The sequence below is a fragment of the Citrobacter sp. Cpo074 genome, from assembly GCF_030332745.1.
GTDB classification, from domain to species: Bacteria; Pseudomonadota; Gammaproteobacteria; order Enterobacterales; family Enterobacteriaceae; genus Citrobacter; species Citrobacter portucalensis.
Window position 1 is genome coordinate 75,238 of the sequence record NZ_JAOWHG010000011.1, and the last position, 19,095, is coordinate 94,332.

General features: G+C 52.6%; 16 protein-coding genes. 7 read left to right on the top strand and 9 right to left on the bottom strand.

The window, feature by feature from the left end:
• Positions 1–63: 63 nt before the first annotated feature.
• The 6 genes from menA to priA all read right to left on the bottom strand — a co-directional run bounded on the left by menA (position 64) and on the right by priA (position 7,472).
• The gene (gene menA / locus OGX83_RS00430; RefSeq protein ID WP_003825185.1) at positions 64–993 is read right to left on the bottom strand and encodes a 1,4-dihydroxy-2-naphthoate polyprenyltransferase; all 930 of its coding nucleotides are present in this window, start codon (positions 991–993) and stop codon (positions 64–66) included.
• A gap of 67 nt (positions 994–1,060) precedes the next feature.
• Positions 1,061–2,392, bottom strand: a complete 1,332-nt coding sequence (gene hslU, locus OGX83_RS00435) for an ATP-dependent protease ATPase subunit HslU (RefSeq protein WP_003028803.1) — start codon at positions 2,390–2,392, stop codon at positions 1,061–1,063.
• Positions 2,393–2,401: 9 nt separating this feature from the next.
• A complete protein-coding gene (hslV, locus tag OGX83_RS00440; RefSeq protein ID WP_003028805.1) occupies positions 2,402–2,932 on the bottom strand; it encodes an ATP-dependent protease subunit HslV in 531 nt (176 codons plus the stop codon).
• A 91-nt stretch (positions 2,933–3,023) separates the two neighbouring features.
• Positions 3,024–3,998: a cell division protein FtsN gene (ftsN, locus tag OGX83_RS00445; RefSeq protein WP_286587214.1), complete on the bottom strand. Its 975-nt coding sequence runs from the start codon at positions 3,996–3,998 to the stop codon at positions 3,024–3,026.
• A gap of 93 nt (positions 3,999–4,091) precedes the next feature.
• Positions 4,092–5,117 carry a DNA-binding transcriptional regulator CytR gene (gene cytR, locus OGX83_RS00450; RefSeq protein WP_003825179.1) on the bottom strand — a complete coding sequence of 342 codons (1,026 nt, stop codon included), beginning with the start codon at positions 5,115–5,117 and terminating at the stop codon, positions 4,092–4,094.
• 156 nt (positions 5,118–5,273) lie between these two features.
• The gene (priA, locus tag OGX83_RS00455) at positions 5,274–7,472 is read right to left on the bottom strand and encodes a primosomal protein N' (protein WP_103285924.1); all 2,199 of its coding nucleotides are present in this window, start codon (positions 7,470–7,472) and stop codon (positions 5,274–5,276) included.
• A 257-nt stretch (positions 7,473–7,729) separates the two neighbouring features.
• On the opposite strand from priA, the gene rpmE reads away from it, so the two are divergent.
• The 3 genes from rpmE (at position 7,730) to OGX83_RS00470 (ending at position 10,465) form a co-directional block, all read left to right on the top strand.
• Positions 7,730–7,942, top strand: a complete 213-nt coding sequence (gene rpmE / locus OGX83_RS00460) for a 50S ribosomal protein L31 (protein WP_008787040.1) — start codon at positions 7,730–7,732, stop codon at positions 7,940–7,942.
• 339 nt (positions 7,943–8,281) lie between these two features.
• On the top strand, positions 8,282–8,962 hold the full coding sequence (locus tag OGX83_RS00465) for an oligogalacturonate-specific porin KdgM family protein (RefSeq protein WP_003825173.1): 681 nt from the start codon (positions 8,282–8,284) through the stop codon (positions 8,960–8,962).
• A 78-nt stretch (positions 8,963–9,040) separates the two neighbouring features.
• A complete protein-coding gene (locus tag OGX83_RS00470; protein WP_286587215.1) occupies positions 9,041–10,465 on the top strand; it encodes an MFS transporter in 1,425 nt (474 codons plus the stop codon).
• Between the two features lie 58 nt (positions 10,466–10,523).
• Here OGX83_RS00470 and metJ read toward each other — a convergent pair whose 3' ends face one another.
• A complete protein-coding gene (gene metJ, locus OGX83_RS00475; protein ID WP_003825168.1) occupies positions 10,524–10,841 on the bottom strand; it encodes a met regulon transcriptional regulator MetJ in 318 nt (105 codons plus the stop codon).
• 265 nt (positions 10,842–11,106) lie between these two features.
• Here metJ and metB point away from each other — a divergent pair, with 265 nt between their 5' ends.
• Together metB and metL are read left to right on the top strand one after the other, a co-directional pair.
• Positions 11,107–12,267, top strand: a complete 1,161-nt coding sequence (metB, locus tag OGX83_RS00480) for a cystathionine gamma-synthase (protein WP_003028818.1) — start codon at positions 11,107–11,109, stop codon at positions 12,265–12,267.
• A gap of 2 nt (positions 12,268–12,269) precedes the next feature.
• Positions 12,270–14,702, top strand: coding sequence for a bifunctional aspartate kinase/homoserine dehydrogenase II (metL, locus tag OGX83_RS00485; protein WP_008787044.1), 2,433 nt, complete (start codon positions 12,270–12,272; stop codon positions 14,700–14,702).
• A gap of 44 nt (positions 14,703–14,746) precedes the next feature.
• Here the strand turns inward: metL and OGX83_RS00490 are convergent, their stop codons facing one another.
• Positions 14,747–15,913, bottom strand: a complete 1,167-nt coding sequence (locus OGX83_RS00490; protein WP_286587216.1) for a cytoplasmic protein — start codon at positions 15,911–15,913, stop codon at positions 14,747–14,749.
• A gap of 133 nt (positions 15,914–16,046) precedes the next feature.
• On the opposite strand from OGX83_RS00490, the gene OGX83_RS00495 reads away from it, so the two are divergent.
• Positions 16,047–17,603, top strand: a complete 1,557-nt coding sequence (locus OGX83_RS00495) for a bifunctional metallophosphatase/5'-nucleotidase (protein ID WP_286587217.1) — start codon at positions 16,047–16,049, stop codon at positions 17,601–17,603.
• A gap of 38 nt (positions 17,604–17,641) precedes the next feature.
• Here OGX83_RS00495 and OGX83_RS00500 read toward each other — a convergent pair whose 3' ends face one another.
• Positions 17,642–18,019: a carboxymuconolactone decarboxylase family protein gene (locus OGX83_RS00500; RefSeq protein ID WP_071444517.1), complete on the bottom strand. Its 378-nt coding sequence runs from the start codon at positions 18,017–18,019 to the stop codon at positions 17,642–17,644.
• A gap of 89 nt (positions 18,020–18,108) precedes the next feature.
• On the opposite strand from OGX83_RS00500, the gene OGX83_RS00505 reads away from it, so the two are divergent.
• Complete coding sequence (locus OGX83_RS00505; RefSeq protein WP_267457297.1) at positions 18,109–19,017, top strand: LysR family transcriptional regulator; 909 nt, start codon at positions 18,109–18,111, stop codon at positions 19,015–19,017.
• Positions 19,018–19,095: the final 78 nt, after the last annotated feature.

The following is a 19,095-nucleotide window of genomic DNA, read 5'->3' on the forward strand; positions in this document are numbered from 1 at the left end:
TTTAGTATATCGCGCTATGTGTACTGTTGGCAAAATCATCAATTGTTAATTGATATTTGTCAGTTAAAGAGACCACTGACTTAAGAAAATTCCAACGACAAACAGCAGGTTAGTTAACAATGCCGCTTTTACGGTGCGTTCCAGCATCGGACGCATTGCTGCCGGGTCCATCTCGCGCATTACATAGCGAGCCTGTTTGATCAGCAGCGGAGCGGCGAGGATAAACAGCCATCCCCACAGGCTTTGCAGTGAGAACAGGTTGAACAGTGCCAGACAGACCAGCGTGCCCATCAGCAGACAGGCGTGGTAGCGGCGGGCATTGACAGCGCCTAAACGCACGACCAGCGTGTTCTTGCCATTCTCTCTGTCGCTGTTGATATCGCGCAGGTTGTTGACGTTGAGCACGGCGGTTGCCAGCAGGCCGCAGGCGGTGGCAGGCAGAATCAGCGCTGGAATCAATGTATGCGCCTGCAGATACCAACTTCCCATTACGCTGAGCCAGCCGAAGAATACCAGCACAGAAATATCGCCCAGGCCGATATATCCGTAAGGGCGATTACCCACGGTGTAGGTGATCGCGGCGATAATCGACAGGCCGCCGAGCACCAGGAAACCGACAAAGTCTGCCAGCGTGTGACAGGCTACAGCAACCAGGGCCAGCCCGGACAGACAGATCAGCACCACGGTGACGATCAGCGCGCGCTTCATCTGCTGTTGGGTGATGACCCCTTTTTGCATACCGCGCAGCGGTCCAATACGGTCGGGCTTGTCGCTGCCTTTGACGGCATCGCCATAGTCGTTAGCGAGATTGGACAGAATTTGCAGCAGTCCTGCCGTAATCAATGCCAGCAGAGCAACCAGCGGATCGAAGTATCCTTGCCACCATGCTAATGCCGTACCGACGATGATCGCCGCGAAGGCGAGCGGTAAGGTCTTAGGTCGTAAACTTTCCAGCCAGGCTTGTGAGCGGCTAATTTGTTGTTGTTCAGTCATATTTAGCGCCAATAAAAATGGGGCTTTATCAGCCCCATCAACAGTGATGAAAATGCATTGAACGCGATTATAGGATAAAACGGCTCAGATCTTCATCTGCGACCAGCGCATCCAGATGTTTGCTCACATATTCGGCATCAATTGTGATGCTTTGGCCGTTCAAATCGCTCGCATCATAGGAAATATCTTCCATCAGACGTTCCAGAACGGTATGCAGACGACGTGCACCGATGTTTTCGGTGGTTTCGTTAACCTGCCAGGCCGCTTCGGCAATGCGTTTAATACCGGATTCAGTGAAGTTGATGTCCACACCTTCAGTCGCCATCAGCGCTTTGTACTGGACGGTGATGGAGGCATTCGGTTCGGTAAGGATACGCTCAAAATCGCTGGTGGTCAGCGCCTGCAGCTCGACACGAATCGGCAGACGACCCTGCAGTTCTGGGATCAGGTCGGACGGTTTGGCTACCTGGAATGCACCAGAAGCGATAAACAGAATGTGATCTGTTTTCACCATGCCGTGCTTGGTGGAGACCGTGCAGCCTTCAACCAGCGGCAGCAGGTCGCGCTGTACGCCTTCACGGGACACGTCCGGGCCGGAGGATTCGCCGCGCTTACAGATCTTGTCGATTTCGTCGATAAACACGATCCCGTGCTGCTCAACGGCGTCGATAGCTTCTTGTTTCAGCTCTTCCGGGTTCACCAGTTTGGCCGCTTCTTCTTCAATCAGCAGCTTCATCGCGTCTTTGATTTTCAGCTTACGCGGTTTTTGCTTCTGACCGCCCAGGTTCTGGAACATGGACTGCAGCTGGCTGGTCATCTCTTCCATTCCTGGAGGCGCCATAATTTCAACGCCCATCGGTGCGGCCGCGAGATCGATTTCGATCTCTTTATCATCCAGCTGGCCTTCACGCAGTTTTTTACGGAATGCCTGACGCGCTGCAGAAGGTTCCTGCGGCTGCTCTGACTGCCCCCAGTTATTTTTAGCTGGTGGGATCAGCACGTCGAGAATGCGCTCTTCCGCCATCTCTTCGGCACGGAAGCGGTTTTTCTCGATTGCCTGCACGCGGACCATTTTGATGGCAGCATCGGTCAGATCGCGGATGATGGAATCTACTTCTTTACCAACATAGCCGACTTCGGTGAATTTTGTTGCTTCAACTTTGATGAATGGCGCGTTGGCCAGTTTTGCCAGACGACGGGCGATTTCGGTTTTACCGACGCCGGTCGGGCCAATCATCAGAATGTTTTTCGGCGTGACTTCATGACGCAACTCTTCGTTGAGCTGCATACGACGCCAGCGGTTACGCAGGGCGATCGCCACGGAACGCTTAGCGTTATCCTGGCCGATGATGTGTTTGTTCAGTTCGCTGACAATTTCGCGTGGGGTCATTTCAGACATGGGGGATCCTTACGCTTTGGAGTTCAATTCTTCGATGGTATGGAAGTGGTTGGTATAAATGCAGATATCCCCTGCAATATCCAACGCTTTCTCAGCAATCTCGCGTGCGCCAAGCTCGGTATTTTCAAGCAGAGCGCGTGCAGCAGCCTGGGCGTAGGGACCGCCGGAGCCGATGGCAATCAGATCGTTTTCTGGCTGGATGACGTCGCCGTTACCGGTGATGATGAGCGATGCAGTTTCATCTGCGACGGCCAGCAGCGCTTCGAGTTTGCGCAGCATACGGTCGGTACGCCAGTCTTTTGCCAGTTCAACGGCAGCTTTCACCAGGTGACCCTGGTGCATTTCCAGCTTGCGTTCAAACAGTTCAAACAGCGTGAATGCATCCGCAGTACCGCCCGCAAAGCCCGCGATGACTTTATCGTTGTACAGACGGCGGACTTTCTTCACGTTGCCTTTCATTACGGTGTTACCCAGTGTGGCCTGACCATCACCGGCGATTACCACATGGCCGTTACGGCGTACGCTTACTATTGTTGTCACGAGCAGACCCCTTGGTTACAAATGCAATGTACAGGCCCCGCACAGTGTACGGGGCGTAATGCAAGTATAGATGGGGGGGATTTTGGGGGTTTCAACCCCCAGTGGAGAGTCGAATGCAGTTTGTGTGACCAGCAACCTTCAGGCGGCTGATGGTGTTGTCGGCATTCTCTTTGCCTTTGACCGGACCAATGACCACACGATTCCAGCCGTTATTGGTGGTAATACGGGAGTTAAAGCCTTCAAAGGCCAGCTGCGCACGCACAGTTTCTGCCTGCTCAGCGCCTTTAAATGATCCGCACTGAACCATCCAGCGGCGTTCATCTTTTTTCTCAGCAGTCTGTTTTGGCGGCTGCGTTTCATTCGTTATCGGCGCGGCCGGCTGCGGTTTTGGCTGAGCAGCGGTGGTATGCGCTGGCGTTTGCAGCAGATCCTGATACGGCTGTTGAGCCGCCGGTTTTGGCTGCGGTTTCGGCTGCTGTACCGGCGCGGCTTGTGCTGTACGCGTTTGCTGCTGCTGATACGGCTGTTCTGTTGCCCGTGGACGCGGCTGCTGAGCCTGCTGCTGGGCATTGTTCCACTGCTGCTGTTGCACCTGACGCTGACGCTGCAGCGTTTGCTGGCGCTGTTCAGCCGTTTGCTCGTTCCACGGTACTTCGTTGAGCTGCGTCGGCTGTTGACGCATATCAGCCTGCATTTGCGCCAATAGCTGGCGCTGCTCATTGGTTAGCTGATCGGCATTCAGCACCTCGCCGCCCGCAGACGGTTCGGTAGGCGCACGTACGCCAGGCTGACGGCTTTCCAGCTCTTTGATGTATCGCCAGCGCTCTTCCGGTTTTGGCGGAATGCCATTACCGGTGACTTTCTGGTTTTGCAGCGTTTCGGACTCTTCTTTCTTGTGATGCGTAATGAAGTACAGACCACCGATAAAGGTCACGAGTACGGCTGCAGCAATAGCAACCATTGCGGGCGATACCGCAGGCGTATTGCGTTGTTTTTTCCGTGATGTGCTCTTCTTGCGCCGCGAAGGTGCCGGTTGGCCGCGACGTACATAATCTCGTTGTGCCACTATCGTTTCGCTGTATTTATTCGTTCGTCAGCCCGCCATGTTACTTAAGCGGCGGGCCTTTGACCAGACAGGGGAGTCCGAAAGCACTTTACTTTACGTCAGTGCCCGGGTAGTACCCCGAATAATAAGCTCGCAGTCCAGTAAACGTGAGCCACTGCTGACGCTCTGCCCTTGTAATTGATCGAGCAGTAACAGCATAGCTTCACGTCCGATATCGAAACGCGGCTGTGCGACGGTTGTCAGGGGTGGATCACAAAATTCCGTGAGCGAAATGTTATCAAAGCCAATAATGGATAAATCATCAGGGACTTTCAGACCCTGACGTTTGGCGTAAGAGAGTGCGCCCAGCGCCATGACGTCGCTGTGACAAAAGACAGCGGTCGGCGGCTGCGGTAGTTCAAGGAGCTGCTTCAACGCATTGGCTCCCGCTTCATAGGTAAAGTCACCGCGCGCGATGAAATGCGGATCGACCGTAATTCCGCTGCGACGTAATGCCTGAACGTAGCCTTGCAGGCGGTAATGACACAGCGGCATATCTTCGGGTCCGGCGATACAGCCAATGCGTTTATGCCCCAGTTCCAGCAGATAATTCATCGCATTAAAGGCGGCGGTGAGGTTATCAATGTGCACGGTAGGGAGTTCCAGCTCTGGCGCGAACTCGTTCGACATGACCATCGGCGGTAAATTGCGCTGTTCTTCCACGCTGGCATCAAACGGCAGGCGCGAGCTGAGCAGTACCATGCCATCGATCTGCTTGGTGATAATGAGGTTAAGAAACGTCTTTTCCTGCTGGTTCTGGTGCGCGCAGTCGCCAATAAGCACCAGGTATCCCTGTTCTGCGGCAGTCACTTCGATGCCACGAATCACTTCGCTAAAAAACGGATCGCAGATATCCGGCACAATCACCAGAATGGTACGTGACTCATTACGCTTAACGTTACGTCCCATTGATTGGGGTAGATATCCCACTTCCAGCGCTGCCTGCTCAACCTTGTTACGGGTTGACTGCGAGACTTTGTCCGGGTTCATTAATGCGCGGGATACGGTTGCCGTTGAGACTTTCGCCTTCAGAGCAACATCTTTCATCGTAGCGGCGGCAACCTGCTTATTCGGTTTCACTCTTTCTCCTCGCCAGAGAGCTGCTGGCACAGACTCGTCCCTGGATAACCTTCATCTGAAACATTTTTATCAGATAGTGAATGGAAGCGGTTACAGAATTTTCATAAAAAGTGTGATGGATCTTTAATTTTACGATCCGCCTCGCATCGTGAGGGGTTATCCCTCGATGGGATCGACATCCAGCACCCATTTAACCTTGCGTGCATCGGGTAGCGTATTGATCAGTGCCAGCGTGCCGCTGACGATATGTTGCAGACGAATTCGTGATGGATGTTGCAACAATATTTGCCAACGATAACGACCACCGCGTTTGGGCGCCAGTGCGGGAACCGGGCCGAGCACCCAGAGTTTGTCATCAGCCAACGGGCTGGCTTGAATGAGATTCCGTAGTTGCTGCAAGAACATTGGTGCATGCTGGTTGTTATGATCTTCTGCCCGCACGATCACATGGCTGGTCCACGGTGGAAGCTGGAGCGTTTGTCGCTCGGCCAGCGCCTGTTCGGCAAACGCGTCATAGCCTTTATACAGCAAGGTTTGCAGCAGCGGATGTTCAGGATGGTGCGTTTGCAGCACCACTTCGCCTTGCTTCCCGGCGCGTCCGGCACGGCCAGAGACCTGCGTATAGAGCTGGGCGAAGCGTTCTGCTGACCGGAAATCTGCGGAGAATAGCGCGCCGTCAACGTCCAGCAGCGCCACCAGAGTGACGTCCGGGAAGTGGTGGCCTTTGGCCAGCATTTGCGTGCCTATAAGAATTCGTGCGCCGCCGCGATGCACTTCCGCCAGATGCTGCTCCAGCGACCCTTTACGGCTGGTGGTGTCGCGGTCTATACGTGAAATTGGCACACCGGGGAAAAAAGGTGCCAGAGCCTGCTCAAGCTGTTCGGTGCCGAGTCCTACCGGAACCATATGCGTTGAACCACAGGAAGGGCACTGACGCGGTATTGGGCGCTGGCTGTCGCAGTGGTGGCAACGCAGGTGGTGCTGCGCCTGATGTAGCGTGTAGTAATGATCGCAACGCGGACATTCGGCAATCCAACCACAGTCGTGGCACAGCAGCGCAGGCGCAAAACCACGACGGTTCAAAAACAGGATCACCTGGTTATCCGCCTGCAGGTGCTGACGCATACGGGCGATTAGCGCAGGGGCGAGTCCGGCCTGCACCTGCTGACCTTTGAGATCCAGCACGTGCTGAGTGGCTGGGCGCGCATTTCCGGCGCGGCGCGTCAGGCGCAGCATGCGGTATTTGTTCTGCCGCACGTTACACAGCGTTTCCAGTGCCGGAGTGGCTGAGCCGAGAATAATCGGGATCTGCTCACTATGGGCGCGGTAAACCGCGAGGTCGCGCGCATGATAGCGCCAGCCTTCCTGCTGTTTATAAGAGCTGTCGTGTTCTTCGTCGATGACAATCACGCCGAGATTTTTAAACGGCGTAAACAGCGAAGAACGCGTGCCGATAACAATCGCCGCCTCGCCATTTTTTGCTTTCAGCCAGGCTGAAAGACGTTCACTGTCGTTTAAACCGGAGTGCAGGACTTCGACCGGCGCATTAAAACGTTCGCGAAAACGGGCAATAGTTTGCGGCGTCAGGCCAATCTCCGGCACCATCACCAGAGCCTGCTTGCCCTGGGCAAGGACGTTTTCCAGAACGCTAAGATAGACCTCTGTTTTGCCTGATCCCGTTACGCCCGCTAATAGCCAGGCGCTAAAACTGTCTGAGGCGCTGTGAATCGCCCCGACGGCGGTGGCCTGCTCGGTGTTCAGCCGCAGACGCTCACCGGAAACCGCGTAGTGCGTACGCCAGTCGCTAAAGCCTGGTGTTTCGTTCGCCAGATCGCACAGCCCTTTTTTCCGCAGTGCCTGTAATGCGGCATCATTAAATTCCAGTTCAGCCACCTGGTCGCGCCAGATTTTCCCCTGGCGTAGCGCAGCCAGCGCCTGTTGCTGCTTGGGAGAACGCTTCAGGCTGTTGAGGTCAATTACCTGGCCTTCTTCAGTGGCAAACCAGTACCACATGGGCGCGTTTGTCGCCGGGCGTCCCTGGCGCAGTAAAATTGGCAGAGCGTGAAACAGTACGTCACCGATGGGATGATGATAATAATCAGCCGCCCACAACAGCAGACGCCAGACAGAGGTCGAGTAGACCGGTTCGCTGTCCAGCACTTCGAGAACGGCTTTCAATTCGCTCCGCGGCAGTTCACTGTGCTCGCTGACGGAAAGGACGATACCCACGCGCTCCTGCTGCTTGCCAAAGGGCACGCGTACACGACACCCGGCTTTGGCACTCAAGCCTTCCGGCAGGAGGTAGTCAAAGGTGCGAGGTAGCGGAACAGGTAAGGCAACGTGCGCAACGGGCATTGAATCATCCTGACTTGAAATCTGGCGGGTTAGTATACACATTAGTGGAGGGTAGAATGCGGATCAGTTTGCATGAGCAGGTTAATTTCTGTATGATTCGCCGCCTTTGATGCAAATTGATTGCTTCAAACAATGACCATTACCCGAGAGTTTCAGGCTGTTGATGCAGCGTGAAAGGTGACGGGGAATAATTAACATCGCGTGGTGTCTGGCGTTAGGGCTGGAAGAGCGACGCGGCCTTAAACCGAGGTTTTCCCATGAAAAAAGATATTCACCCGAAATACGAAGAAATTACTGCAAACTGCTCTTGCGGTAACGTCATGAAAATCCGCTCTACCGTCGGTCACGATCTGAACCTGGACGTGTGCGGTCAGTGCCACCCGTTCTATACTGGCAAGCAGCGTGATGTTGCTACCGGTGGCCGTGTTGATCGCTTCAACAAGCGTTTCAGCATCCCAGGCAGCAAGTAAGTTTCAGCTGTCAGAAAAAAGCGCCTTACGGCGCTTTTTTTGTTTCTGCGCTTCAGAACTGAAATATATATTGATGTATTGAATAATCTATTTTATTAAATAAATAAAACGGTGTTTTATTTTTTAGATAAAATATTGCAACTGGTGATCTGCGTCCTTTTTATCTTCTGTCTTTTGCCACTTTTACCAGCTCCTGGCAAAATACCAAAGGTTTCTGCTTTCTTTCTAAAATACACTTTCGTGGAAATATAAAATTAATCTAAAAGCCTTTTTGTTTTCCCATTTTATGGACAAAACGAGATGGATTATTTCCGTTGTTGAGTGTGAAGAGGGATTGTCATGAAATTTAAATCTGCGTTATTACTGATTCCATTATTCTCTGCGGCCGCACAGGCGGGTTATGTTGATTACCGACATGAATATTATGACGATGGACGTAATTACGATCGTGTGTATATGTCTCACCGTTTTGCCACGGGTTTTGGTGTGGCAGTAGAAGCCATTTCTCGTTCCGAAAACACGCAGTCAAATGATGCGTGGAATAATATGGAAAGTAACGGCAACGAGTATACCGCAAGCTATCAGTTCACCTGGCAGGGTCTTGTCTGGCAGCCCGGCATTGCAATCGAAACGGGCGATAATATCGCGATTTATAAGCCTTATATCCGCGTACAGTACAACATCAACGACAACTGGTGGACCGCGTTCCGCTATCGTCAGGAGTACATGCGCAGAAACACTGACGGCAAAGATGACCGCATGGTCTATCGTCCGGAAGCCTGGCTTGGTTATAACGTCAATGACTGGATGTTTGAGCTAAATGGTATTTATAAAATTGCCGATAGCGAAGATTTATATAACAACCGGAAAGATGATTATGAATATAACTTCCGCGTGGCGTACAAATTAGGCTCCTGGGTTCCATTTGTTGAGGTTGGCAACGTTTCCTCGGGTTATAACACAACAACGACAGACGATCGTCAGACCCGTTATCGTGTCGGTCTTGGTTATAACTTTTAATCGGTAATAGTTTTCGTATCGGCTGATTACGTCGATAAGCATAGTTTGTGTGAATAATATGTCTAAGGAGTTGACATCATGTCTAATGATGGAACTATTATCGGAAATAATGAAACCACTACCGTCAGGCCTTTCGGAATTAGAGATAAAATTGGTTATTTATGTGGTGACCTCGGAACCTGTTTTATTCTTGGCTTAGTTAATAGTTTTTTAATGATTTATTACACTAACGTCCTCGGTATTTCCGGCGTTATTGTTGGCTCACTCTATTTTGTGACCAAACTCTTTGATGCGTTCGTTGATGTTGGTGTAGGGCGCTTATGCGATACCTCTAAACTGACGGTACATGGACGTTTCAACCCGTGGGTGCGTCGCATGAAGTATCCATTTTGCATCATTGCGGTTGTCCTGTTCCTGCCGTTTGTGAATGATTTTTCTTATACGGCGAAAATCATCTACATCTGCTGCTCCTATTTCATTTACGGTTCGCTGTTATCTACCGTGAGTATTCCGTACGGTGCTATGTCTGCGGCGATTAGCTCGAATCCTGAAGATCGTGTATCGCTTTCAACCTGGCGTAGCGTTGGGTCAGCAATTGGCGGTGGGGCAACTGGCTTTTTCATTCCAATCCTGATGTACACCACCCTGGTGGATGGAAGCCAGGTGATTTCCGGGCAACACTTCTTCTGGATTTCCATTGGTTGCGCAGTGCTGGGCTTGATCTTTTTATCCTTGACCTGTCATTTAACGACGGAGCGCGTGCGCGTGGAGAGAAAAGAGAGCATGCCCGTTTCGGTGTTGCTGAAGGGACTGGCACGCAATAAGGCGCTGATTGTTTTAGTGGTTGTGGATTTGCTGATTGTAATTAATCAGGGGTTGTCCGGTACCAACATGACTTACCTGTTTAATGACTATTTCCACAATAAAGAGGCGATGTCAGTCGCGTTGCTGTTTACCTTTGGTTCCCTGGTTTTGCTGGCGCCATCGGCATCCTGGCTCACGAAGCGGTTTGGTAAAAAAGAAGCCAGCGTAGGCGCGTTGCTTTTTGCCGTGGTCATGTATGTGATTATGTACTTTGTCCACATTACGGATGCAAAGGTCTATCTGGTTTTCTTGTTCCTGGCGACGCTGGGTGCAGGGTTATTCAACCTGATGATTTGGGCGTTTATGACTGATGTTTGTGACTACCATCAGTATGTCACTGGCGATCGCGAGGATGGCACGGTTTATGGTGTGAACTTCTTTGCGCGCAAGGTTGGTCAGGCATGCGCAGGGGCGATTGGTGGCTTTATGTTGGCTATCATTGGCTATCAATCATCGTCAACAGGTGGTGCAGTGCAAACCAGCATTGTGCAGGAAAATATTTATACGATGGCGAATCTCTTGCCGGCGCTATGCCTGTTTTTGGCGGCGGTCATTCTGATTTATTTCTATCCATTGAACCGTACGGAAACGCTCAAAATGGAAGAAACATTGAATAAACTCAATGGTATTAGTAAGTAACACTGTGAGAAAAGGCGGGAGCATTCCCGCCTCTACACGCCCATTGCTGTTCTAACTATCAGTATTCCCACGTTTCCGGGTTGATACCCAGTTCACGCATGATTACCTTTGCTTCTTCCGGGATTTCATCACTGCGTTCTTTACGCAGGTCGTCATCGTTGGGTAAGGGTTGCCCAGTAAAAGCATGCAGAAACGCTTCACACAGCAGTTCGCTGTTGGTGGCGTGGCGCAGGTTGTTCACCTGACGACGCGTGCGTTCATCGGTAAGGATTTTTAACACCTTCAGAGGAATGGAAACCGTAATTTTTTTGACTTGCTCACTCTTCTTACCGTGCTCAGCGTATGGGCTGATATATTCGCCGCTCCATTCAGCCATGAGATACCTAATCCTCTTCGTCATTAATATTGAGGCCAGAACCTGAGCCCGGACCATAATTGCGCGTAGTTTATCGTAGTGGCGTGGCCCTGACACGAAGTAAGCCGACGCAGATGTACGCTAATGCATATAATTTTAACGGCTATTTCCAGTTTGCTCAATCTATACGCAAAGAAGTTTAGATGTCCAGATGTATTGACGGCTATCGTAACTATGATTACTCTGGTGTCTGACTTTTCACCGACTCAGCCAGGATCTCCTCAATATGACGCGTAAACAGGCCACCATCGCAGTGCGTAGCGGGTTAAATGACGACGAACAGTACGGTTGCGTTGTCCCGCCGATTCACCTCTCCAGCACCTATAACTTTACCGGATTTAATGAACCTCGCGCCCATGACTATTCGCGTCGCGGCAACCCAACGCGCGATGTTGTTCAGCGTGCGCTGGCGGAACTGGAAGGCGGTGCTGGTGCTGTGCTGACCAATACTGGCATGTCGGCGATTCATTTGGTGACCACGGTCTTCCTCAAGCCTGGCGATCTGCTGGTTGCACCGCATGACTGCTACGGCGGGAGCTACCGACTGTTTGACAGTCTGGCAAAGCGTGGCTGTTACCGCGTCCTGTTTGTCGATCAAGGTGATGAGCAGGCATTACAAGCCGCATTGGCAGAAAAACCGAAACTGGTGCTGGTAGAAAGCCCAAGCAACCCGCTGCTGCGCGTGGTGGATATTGCGAAAATCTGCCAGCTGGCGCGTGAAGCTGGCGCGGTCAGCGTGGTCGACAACACTTTTTTAAGCCCGGCACTGCAAAATCCACTGGCATTGGGCGCCGATCTGGTGTTGCATTCATGCACGAAATATTTAAACGGTCACTCAGACGTGGTGGCTGGTGTTGTGATAGCGAAAGATCCGGAAACGGTCACTGAACTGGCATGGTGGGCGAATAATATTGGTGTGACCGGCGGCGCGTTTGATAGTTATCTGCTGTTGCGCGGCCTGCGTACTCTGTCTCCTCGAATGGAGGTGGCGCAACGTAATGCTCAGGCGATAGTCGATTATCTGCAAACTCAGCCGCTGGTGAAAAAATTGTATCACCCGTCATTGCCGGATAATCAGGGCCATGAGATTGCCGCGCGTCAGCAAAAAGGCTTTGGCGCGATGTTAAGTTTTGAACTGGATGGTGATGAGCAAACGCTGCGCCGCTTCCTTGGCGGGTTGTCATTGTTTACGCTGGCGGAATCGTTAGGGGGCGTTGAAAGTCTGATCTCCCACGCCGCAACCATGACACACGCGGGCATGGCGCCAGAAGCGCGTGCTGCTGCCGGAATTTCCGAAACGCTGCTGCGTATCTCCACCGGTATTGAAGATGGCGAAGATTTAATTGCCGACCTGGAAAATGGCTTCCGGGCTGCAAACAAGGGGTAAACATGAGTGTGATTGCGCAGGCAGGGGCGAAGGGTCGTCAACTGCACAAATTTGGTGGTAGTAGTCTGGCTGATGTGAAATGTTATCTGCGTGTCGCAGGCATTATGGCGGAGTACTCGCAGCCTGATGACATGATGGTTGTTTCAGCCGCAGGCAGTACCACTAACCAGTTGATTAGCTGGCTGAAATTAAGCCAGACCGATCGCCTTTCTGCGCATCAGGTTCAACAGGCGTTACGTCGCTATCAGAGCGAGCTTATCAGCGGTTTGTTACCGCCTGAGATAGCGGATGGACTAATTGGCGCGTTTATTCACGATCTGGAGCGTCTGGCTGGATTACTCGACAGTGGCGTGAACGATGCCGTCTATGCTGAGGTTGTTGGGCATGGTGAGGTATGGTCCGCGCGTTTGATGTCTGCGGTCCTTAACCAACAGGGGCTGGAGTCAGCCTGGCTGGATGCGCGCGATTTTTTACGTGCTGAACGCGGTGCCCAGCCGCAGGTAGATGAAGGTCTTTCTTACCCGCTGCTACAGCAACTGCTGGCGCAGCATCCGGGTAAACGGCTGGTGGTTACCGGCTTTATTAGCCGCAGCAATGCCGGTGAAACGGTCCTGCTGGGGCGTAACGGCTCCGACTACTCGGCGACGCAGGTTGGCGCGCTGGCGGGCGTTTCTCGCGTAACTATCTGGAGCGATGTCGCCGGGGTTTACAGCGCGGACCCGCGTAAAGTAAAAGACGCCTGTTTGCTGCCGCTGCTGCGTCTGGATGAAGCCAGCGAACTGGCGCGTCTGGCGGCACCGGTTCTCCATGCCCGTACCTTACAGCCGGTTTCCGGTAGCGATATCGATCTCCAACTGCGTTGTAGCTATACGCCGGAGCAGGGTTCAACGCGCATTGAACGCGTACTGGCCTCCGGTACCGGGGCGCGTATTGTGACCAGTCATGATGACGTCTGCCTGATTGAGTTTTTGGTTCCGACTGGCCAGGACTTTAAGCTGGCTTATAAAGAGATTGATCAGGTTTTAAAACGTACCCAGGTGCGTCCGCTGGCAGTGGGTGTGCATCCTGACCGCCAACTGCTGCAATTTTGCTATACCTCCGAAGTCGCTGACGGCGCACTGAAAATTCTGGATGAAGCTGGTCTGCCAGGCGAGCTGCGTTTGCGCCAGGGGCTGGCGCTGGTGGCGATGGTCGGGGCGGGCGTCACCCGTAATCCGCTGCATTGCCACCGTTTTTGGCAACAGTTGAAAGGTCAGCCGGTTGAATTCACCTGGCAATCGGAAGAGGGTATCAGCCTGGTCGCGGTACTGCGTACTGGGCCAACAGAGAGCCTGATTCAGGGTCTGCATCAGTCAATTTTCCGCGCGGAAAAACGCATTGGTCTGGTGTTGTTCGGCAAAGGCAACATCGGCTCACGCTGGCTGGAGCTGTTCGCTCGCGAGCAGAGCACGCTCTCGGCGCGCACCGGATTAGAGTTTGTGCTGGCGGGTGTGGTTGATAGCCGTCGTAGCCTGCTGAATTACGAAGGGCTGGATGCCAGCCGCGCGTTAGCTTTCTTTGATGACGAGGCAGTAGAGCAGGATGAAGAGTCTCTATTCCTGTGGATGCGTGCTCACCCGTATGATGATTTAGTGGTGCTGGACGTTACTGCCAGCGAGCAACTTGCGGATCAGTATCTGGATTTTGCCAGCCATGGTTTCCACGTTATCAGCGCCAACAAACTGGCGGGGGCGAGCAGCAGTCATAATTATCGCCAAATTCATGACGCTTTTGAAAAAACCGGTCGCCACTGGCTGTATAACGCTACCGTAGGCGCAGGTTTGCCGATCAATCATACCGTGCGCGATCTGATTGATAGCGGAGATACCATTCTGTCGATCAGCGGGATCTTCTCCGGTACGTTGTCGTGGTTGTTCCTGCAATTTGATGGCACGGTCCCGTTCACCGATCTGGTGGATCAGGCGTGGCAACAGGGGCTGACTGAACCCGATCCGCGCGTAGATCTTTCCGGCAAAGATGTGATGCGTAAGCTGGTGATTCTGGCGCGTGAAGCAGGTTACGACATCGAACCGGACCAGGTTCGCGTGGAATCGCTGGTGCCTGCGCATTGTGAAGAAGGCTCTATTGACCATTTCTTTGAGAATGGTGATGAGCTGAACGAGCAGATGGTGCAGCGTCTGGAAGCGGCGCGTGAAATGGGGCTGGTGCTACGCTATGTGGCGCGTTTTGATGCTAACGGTAAAGCGCGCGTTGGTGTTGAGGCGGTTCGTCCTGAACACCCTCTGGCGGCGCTGTTGCCGTGCGATAACGTATTCGCCATTGAAAGCCGCTGGTATCGCGATAACCCGCTGGTGATCCGTGGACCGGGCGCAGGTCGTGACGTCACCGCCGGCGCTATTCAGTCAGACATCAACCGTCTGGCGCAGCTGCTGTAGTTTGCGTTGCCTGATGGCGCTGCCGCTTATCCGGCCTACATATTTCATGAATCGTAGGCCCGGTAAGCGGCAGCGCCACCGGGCAAATCGTGCTGGGTGATCAGGGCGTTGTATTGATCTACCAGCGTCCTTATCGTCTGAAATACCGAATGGGCGGAGTAGCGGGGGCTTTGCTGAAATTCCGTCTGCTGCCGCAACCAGGCGAGAAAATGATGGCTTGCCGCCAGAGTTTTTGACGCGCCTTCTTCAACACGCCCCTGCGTTAACAAACACACCATTTTACGCGTATCGCCTCGTTGCCAGATTTGCCACTCATTTTGCCACCATCCCTGATAGGTTTTACCCAGCAATTGCCAGGGTAGCGTGTGCTTATCGTTATTCATTTCTTCATCAATAAACCACAGCGAGGCGCGATGATGGCGAAACTGTTCCGACCATGCGGTAATCGCTGCGCCGCGCAGGAAGCATTCGTGGGCAATAATATGGTTTTTTACCTCTGGCCACAGATGGCTCAGCAGGCGGAAATGCCCATGGGCAGTAATGACCGGGCGTAAAATCGCGCCGCTGGCGTTCCGTTTGGATATGGCGCTGCCGTACTGAATTTCGTCAAACTGGCTGCGGCGTAAAAACTGTGTTTCCCGCTGGCTGACTCGCTCAACGATATCGTCGTGAATGACTGTTGGCTCAGCGCTGCCGCGCCAGCGGTAAAGCAATGATGCGCCGGCAGTGTGCGGCGTGTAGTTGCTGGAAATATGCAGGACATTGCCGCGAATAGCGTCAAAAGAGAGTAATACATAGAGTTGCTGGCCTGCACTCACGCCCTGAAAAGGGACGGTCAGGGGGACTGTCGCTATTTGTTCTGGCGGAAGGGGGGAAGTGGGCTGCGGGTGCTTTGGTGTCCAGACCTTTTTGCAGCTCCGGCACTGAACGCGTTGGCTGCCCTGGGGATTATGTCCATAGCGGATGGTTTCCTGCTGATAACAACGTGGGCAAAAATGACCGCTTTGGGCTGCAAAATCCGTTAAATATGCCGACAACCAGCTACGGAACTGTTCCTCATTAAACAGCGGGGGATAGCTGCCGCATGCCCGACAATGCAGTGCGGCATAACCCAGCCGATATTCTGGCCAGCTGTAATCTGCTGAGCTCGCCAGCCCCAGATTTTGGCAGCCATAGGACTTGCAGCAATTGATGGTGAACAGTGAGGTCATTGTATTACCAACGATTTTTAATAGTCGTTGATTTTGGCCCGCAACTATCACCGATGGATGTGAGTCTTCTCACATAAAAAAACCTTTCAGAACGTAACGTAGCGATTCTTTATATAACTGAAAGGGATTGATTATGAAGTTAAAAATGCTTGCTGTCGGTGTTCTGGTATCTTTGCCGCTCTGGGCGAGTGCCAAAGACGTTACGATTATCTATACCAACGATCTCCATGCCCATGTCGAACCTTATAAAGTCCCATGGATTGCTAATGGCTCACGTGACATTGGCGGTTGGGCTAATATCACGACGATGGTGAAGCAGGAGAAAGCGAAAAATAGCGCCACCTGGTTTTTTGATGCCGGTGATTATTTTACCGGGCCGTATATCAGCAGCCTGACCAAGGGTAAGGCGATTATCGATATCATGAACACCATGAATTTTGATGCTGTCACCATGGGTAATCATGAGTTCGACCACGGCTGGGATAACACGCTGCTCCAGTTAAGCCAGGCGAATTTCCCCATTGTGCAGGGCAACATCTTTTATCAGAACAGCAGCAAAATGTTCTGGGATAAGCCTTACACCATTATTGAAAAAGAGGGTGTGAAGATTGGCGTGATTGGTCTGCACGGTGTGTTTGCTTTTGATGATACGGTTTCCGCTGCGACGCGCATTGGCATTGAGGCGCGGGATGAAGTGAAGTGGTTGCAACGCTATATCGATGAGCTTAAAGGCAAAGTTGATCTCACCGTGGCACTCATCCACGAAGGCACGCCAGCACGTCAGTCCAGTCTGGGGGGCACCGATGTGCGCCGTGCGCTGGATAAAGATATCCAGACCGCAGGCCAGGTGCAGGGGCTGGATATCCTGATCACCGGCCATGCGCATGTGGGCACGCCGGAGCCGATTAAAGTCGGTAATACCTTAATTCTCTCCACCGACAGCGGCGGTATTGATGTGGGTAAACTGGTGCTGGATTACCAGCAAAAACCGCATCAATTTACCGTTAAGAACTTCGAACTGAAGACCATTTTTGCTGATGAGTGGCAGCCAGACCCGCAAACGAAACAGGTCATTGATGGCTGGAATAAAAAGCTCGATAAAGTGGTACAACAAACGGTAGCCAACTCTCCGGTTGAGCTGACGCGTGCTTACGGTGAATCTTCTTCCCTGGGAAATCTGGCGGCAGATGCATTGCTGGCTGCGGCGGGTAAAGATACCCAGTTAGCACTCACTAACTCGGGCGGCATCCGGAATGAAATCCCGGCGGGTGCTATCACGATGGGTGCCGTCATTAGCACCTTCCCGTTCCCGAACGAGCTGGCAACCATGGATCTCACCGGGAAGCAGTTACGTAGCCTGATGGAGCACGGCGCGGGTTTAAGCAACGGCGTATTGCAGGTGTCCAAAGGACTGGAGATGAAGTATGACAGCAGCAAACCGGTTGGCCAGCGGGTCACCGTATTGACGCTTAACGGTAAGCCAATTGAGGACGCTGTGGTTTATCACATTGCCACCAATAGCTTCCTGGCAGACGGCGGTGATGGTTTTACGGCATTCACCGAAGGTAAAGCGCGTAACACATCCGGTGGTTACTATGTCTCTAATGCTGTCGTTGATTATTTCAAAGCGGGAAATACGCTGACGGATGAGCAACTCAAAGGCATGCGTGTGGAAGATGTGAAACCGTAGTGAGGTCAGGCCAGCAGATATTCCGCTGGCCTGTTTTTTTAGCCTTTGTGGGAGGCAAACACCTCTTTTGCGGCGAACAAGCCGTTGAGTGCCGCGGGGAAGCCAGCATATACGGCCATCTGCATAATCACTTCAATGATCTCATCCTGCGTTAAACCCACGTGTAATGCCGCGCCAATATGCACTTTCAACTGCGGTGCGGCGTTACCCAGCGCAGTTAATGCCGCGACGGTAGCGATTTCTCTACTGCGTAAATCCAGCTCCGGCCTTGAATAGATGTCGCCAAAAGGAAATTCAATCAGGTATTGGGCGAAGTCTGGCGCAATATCCTGCAGACTTTCGACGACCGCATCGCCCCCTTTACCATCCACTTTTTGCAACATCTCCTGACCGGTAATAAAGCGTTCTGAAGGCATCATTCCTTCCTCTTTCGTGTGGTTTGTAGTGTGAGGATAGGGCGTGCGGAATGATTGGGATAATACCGTTTCCGTGATACCTTTTCGGTATGACAACATCGTCTTTGCACTCTCTGGACATTCGCCTGCTGCGTTACTTTTCCGTAGTAGCGGAAGAGAACAATATGAGCCGGGCGGCGCAGCGCTTGTTTATGTCGCAGCCGCCGCTGAGTCGCCACATTCGCCAGCTTGAAGAACGCCTGGGAGTGACGCTTTTTGTCCGTCATACCCGTGGTTTGACGCTGACGGAAGATGGTCTGCGCGTACTTGAAATCGTACGCCCGCTATTGGCGCTACAGGATAAAACCTGGGCGGCGCTGGGTCAGTTAGCGAAAACGGGGGAGCAATCTCTGCGCTTAGGGCTAAGTACGGCGTTTGAGCAGGGTATCTTTACGGCGCTTGAGTCCCGGCTTAATATGCGCGTACAGAAGCTACATATTGTCCGGCATGGTTCGCCTGAGCTGGTGCGGCAGGTTCGTCGGGGAAAACTGGATGCCGCTCTGGTGGCACTACCGCTTGAAACTTCGGGGCTTAGCGTCACGCCGCTTGGGTGGCAAGAATCGATGATTGCCGCCTTACCCGCGCAGTGGGCAGAAGCGACGCTGCTGTCACTCTCATTAACAGCGCTGAGCCACCGGCCACTGTTCTGGTTTAAACGCGAACGGAACCCTGCCTTTTTTGATTACACTCGACACATTTTTCGTCGTGCGGGTTACTCGCCTGCCTGTATTGAAGAGCCGCTGGAACATGACGTGCTGCTGGCGCGGATCGCGCAGGGTGACGGCCTGAGCCTGATTCCGGCCTCCTTTTCCGCGATCCAACGTCAGGGCGTGATATTCCTTCCTCTTACCGATACCGAATTGCGTATTAGCATGGGGTTGCTGATGCTGCCTGAGAACGTAACAAAATTAGCGTGGCTGCAGACGGTCGTGACGCAATCCCTCATCATTTCAGGCTGATGTGAATTTTTTTCACGTTGGCTGAGTATTCCTCACCTTTAACGATGATTTTTGTGTTGACGCCAGCGTGCTTTTCCG

Coding starts and splice junctions, on each gene's coding strand:
- menA (WP_003825185.1), bottom strand. CDS start 993: ATGACTGAACAACAACAAATTAGCCGCTCACAAGCCTGGCTGGAAAGT.
- hslU (WP_003028803.1), bottom strand. CDS start 2,392: ATGTCTGAAATGACCCCACGCGAAATTGTCAGCGAACTGAACAAACAC.
- priA (WP_103285924.1), bottom strand. CDS start 7,472: ATGCCCGTTGCGCACGTTGCCTTACCTGTTCCGCTACCTCGCACCTTT.
- rpmE (WP_008787040.1), top strand. CDS start 7,730: ATGAAAAAAGATATTCACCCGAAATACGAAGAAATTACTGCAAACTGC.
- OGX83_RS00465 (WP_003825173.1), top strand. CDS start 8,282: ATGAAATTTAAATCTGCGTTATTACTGATTCCATTATTCTCTGCGGCC.
- OGX83_RS00470 (WP_286587215.1), top strand. CDS start 9,041: ATGTCTAATGATGGAACTATTATCGGAAATAATGAAACCACTACCGTC.
- metJ (WP_003825168.1), bottom strand. CDS start 10,841: ATGGCTGAATGGAGCGGCGAATATATCAGCCCATACGCTGAGCACGGT.
- metB (WP_003028818.1), top strand. CDS start 11,107: ATGACGCGTAAACAGGCCACCATCGCAGTGCGTAGCGGGTTAAATGAC.
- metL (WP_008787044.1), top strand. CDS start 12,270: ATGAGTGTGATTGCGCAGGCAGGGGCGAAGGGTCGTCAACTGCACAAA.
- OGX83_RS00490 (WP_286587216.1), bottom strand. CDS start 15,913: ATGACCTCACTGTTCACCATCAATTGCTGCAAGTCCTATGGCTGCCAA.
- OGX83_RS00495 (WP_286587217.1), top strand. CDS start 16,047: ATGAAGTTAAAAATGCTTGCTGTCGGTGTTCTGGTATCTTTGCCGCTC.
- OGX83_RS00500 (WP_071444517.1), bottom strand. CDS start 18,019: ATGCCTTCAGAACGCTTTATTACCGGTCAGGAGATGTTGCAAAAAGTG.
- OGX83_RS00505 (WP_267457297.1), top strand. CDS start 18,109: ATGACAACATCGTCTTTGCACTCTCTGGACATTCGCCTGCTGCGTTAC.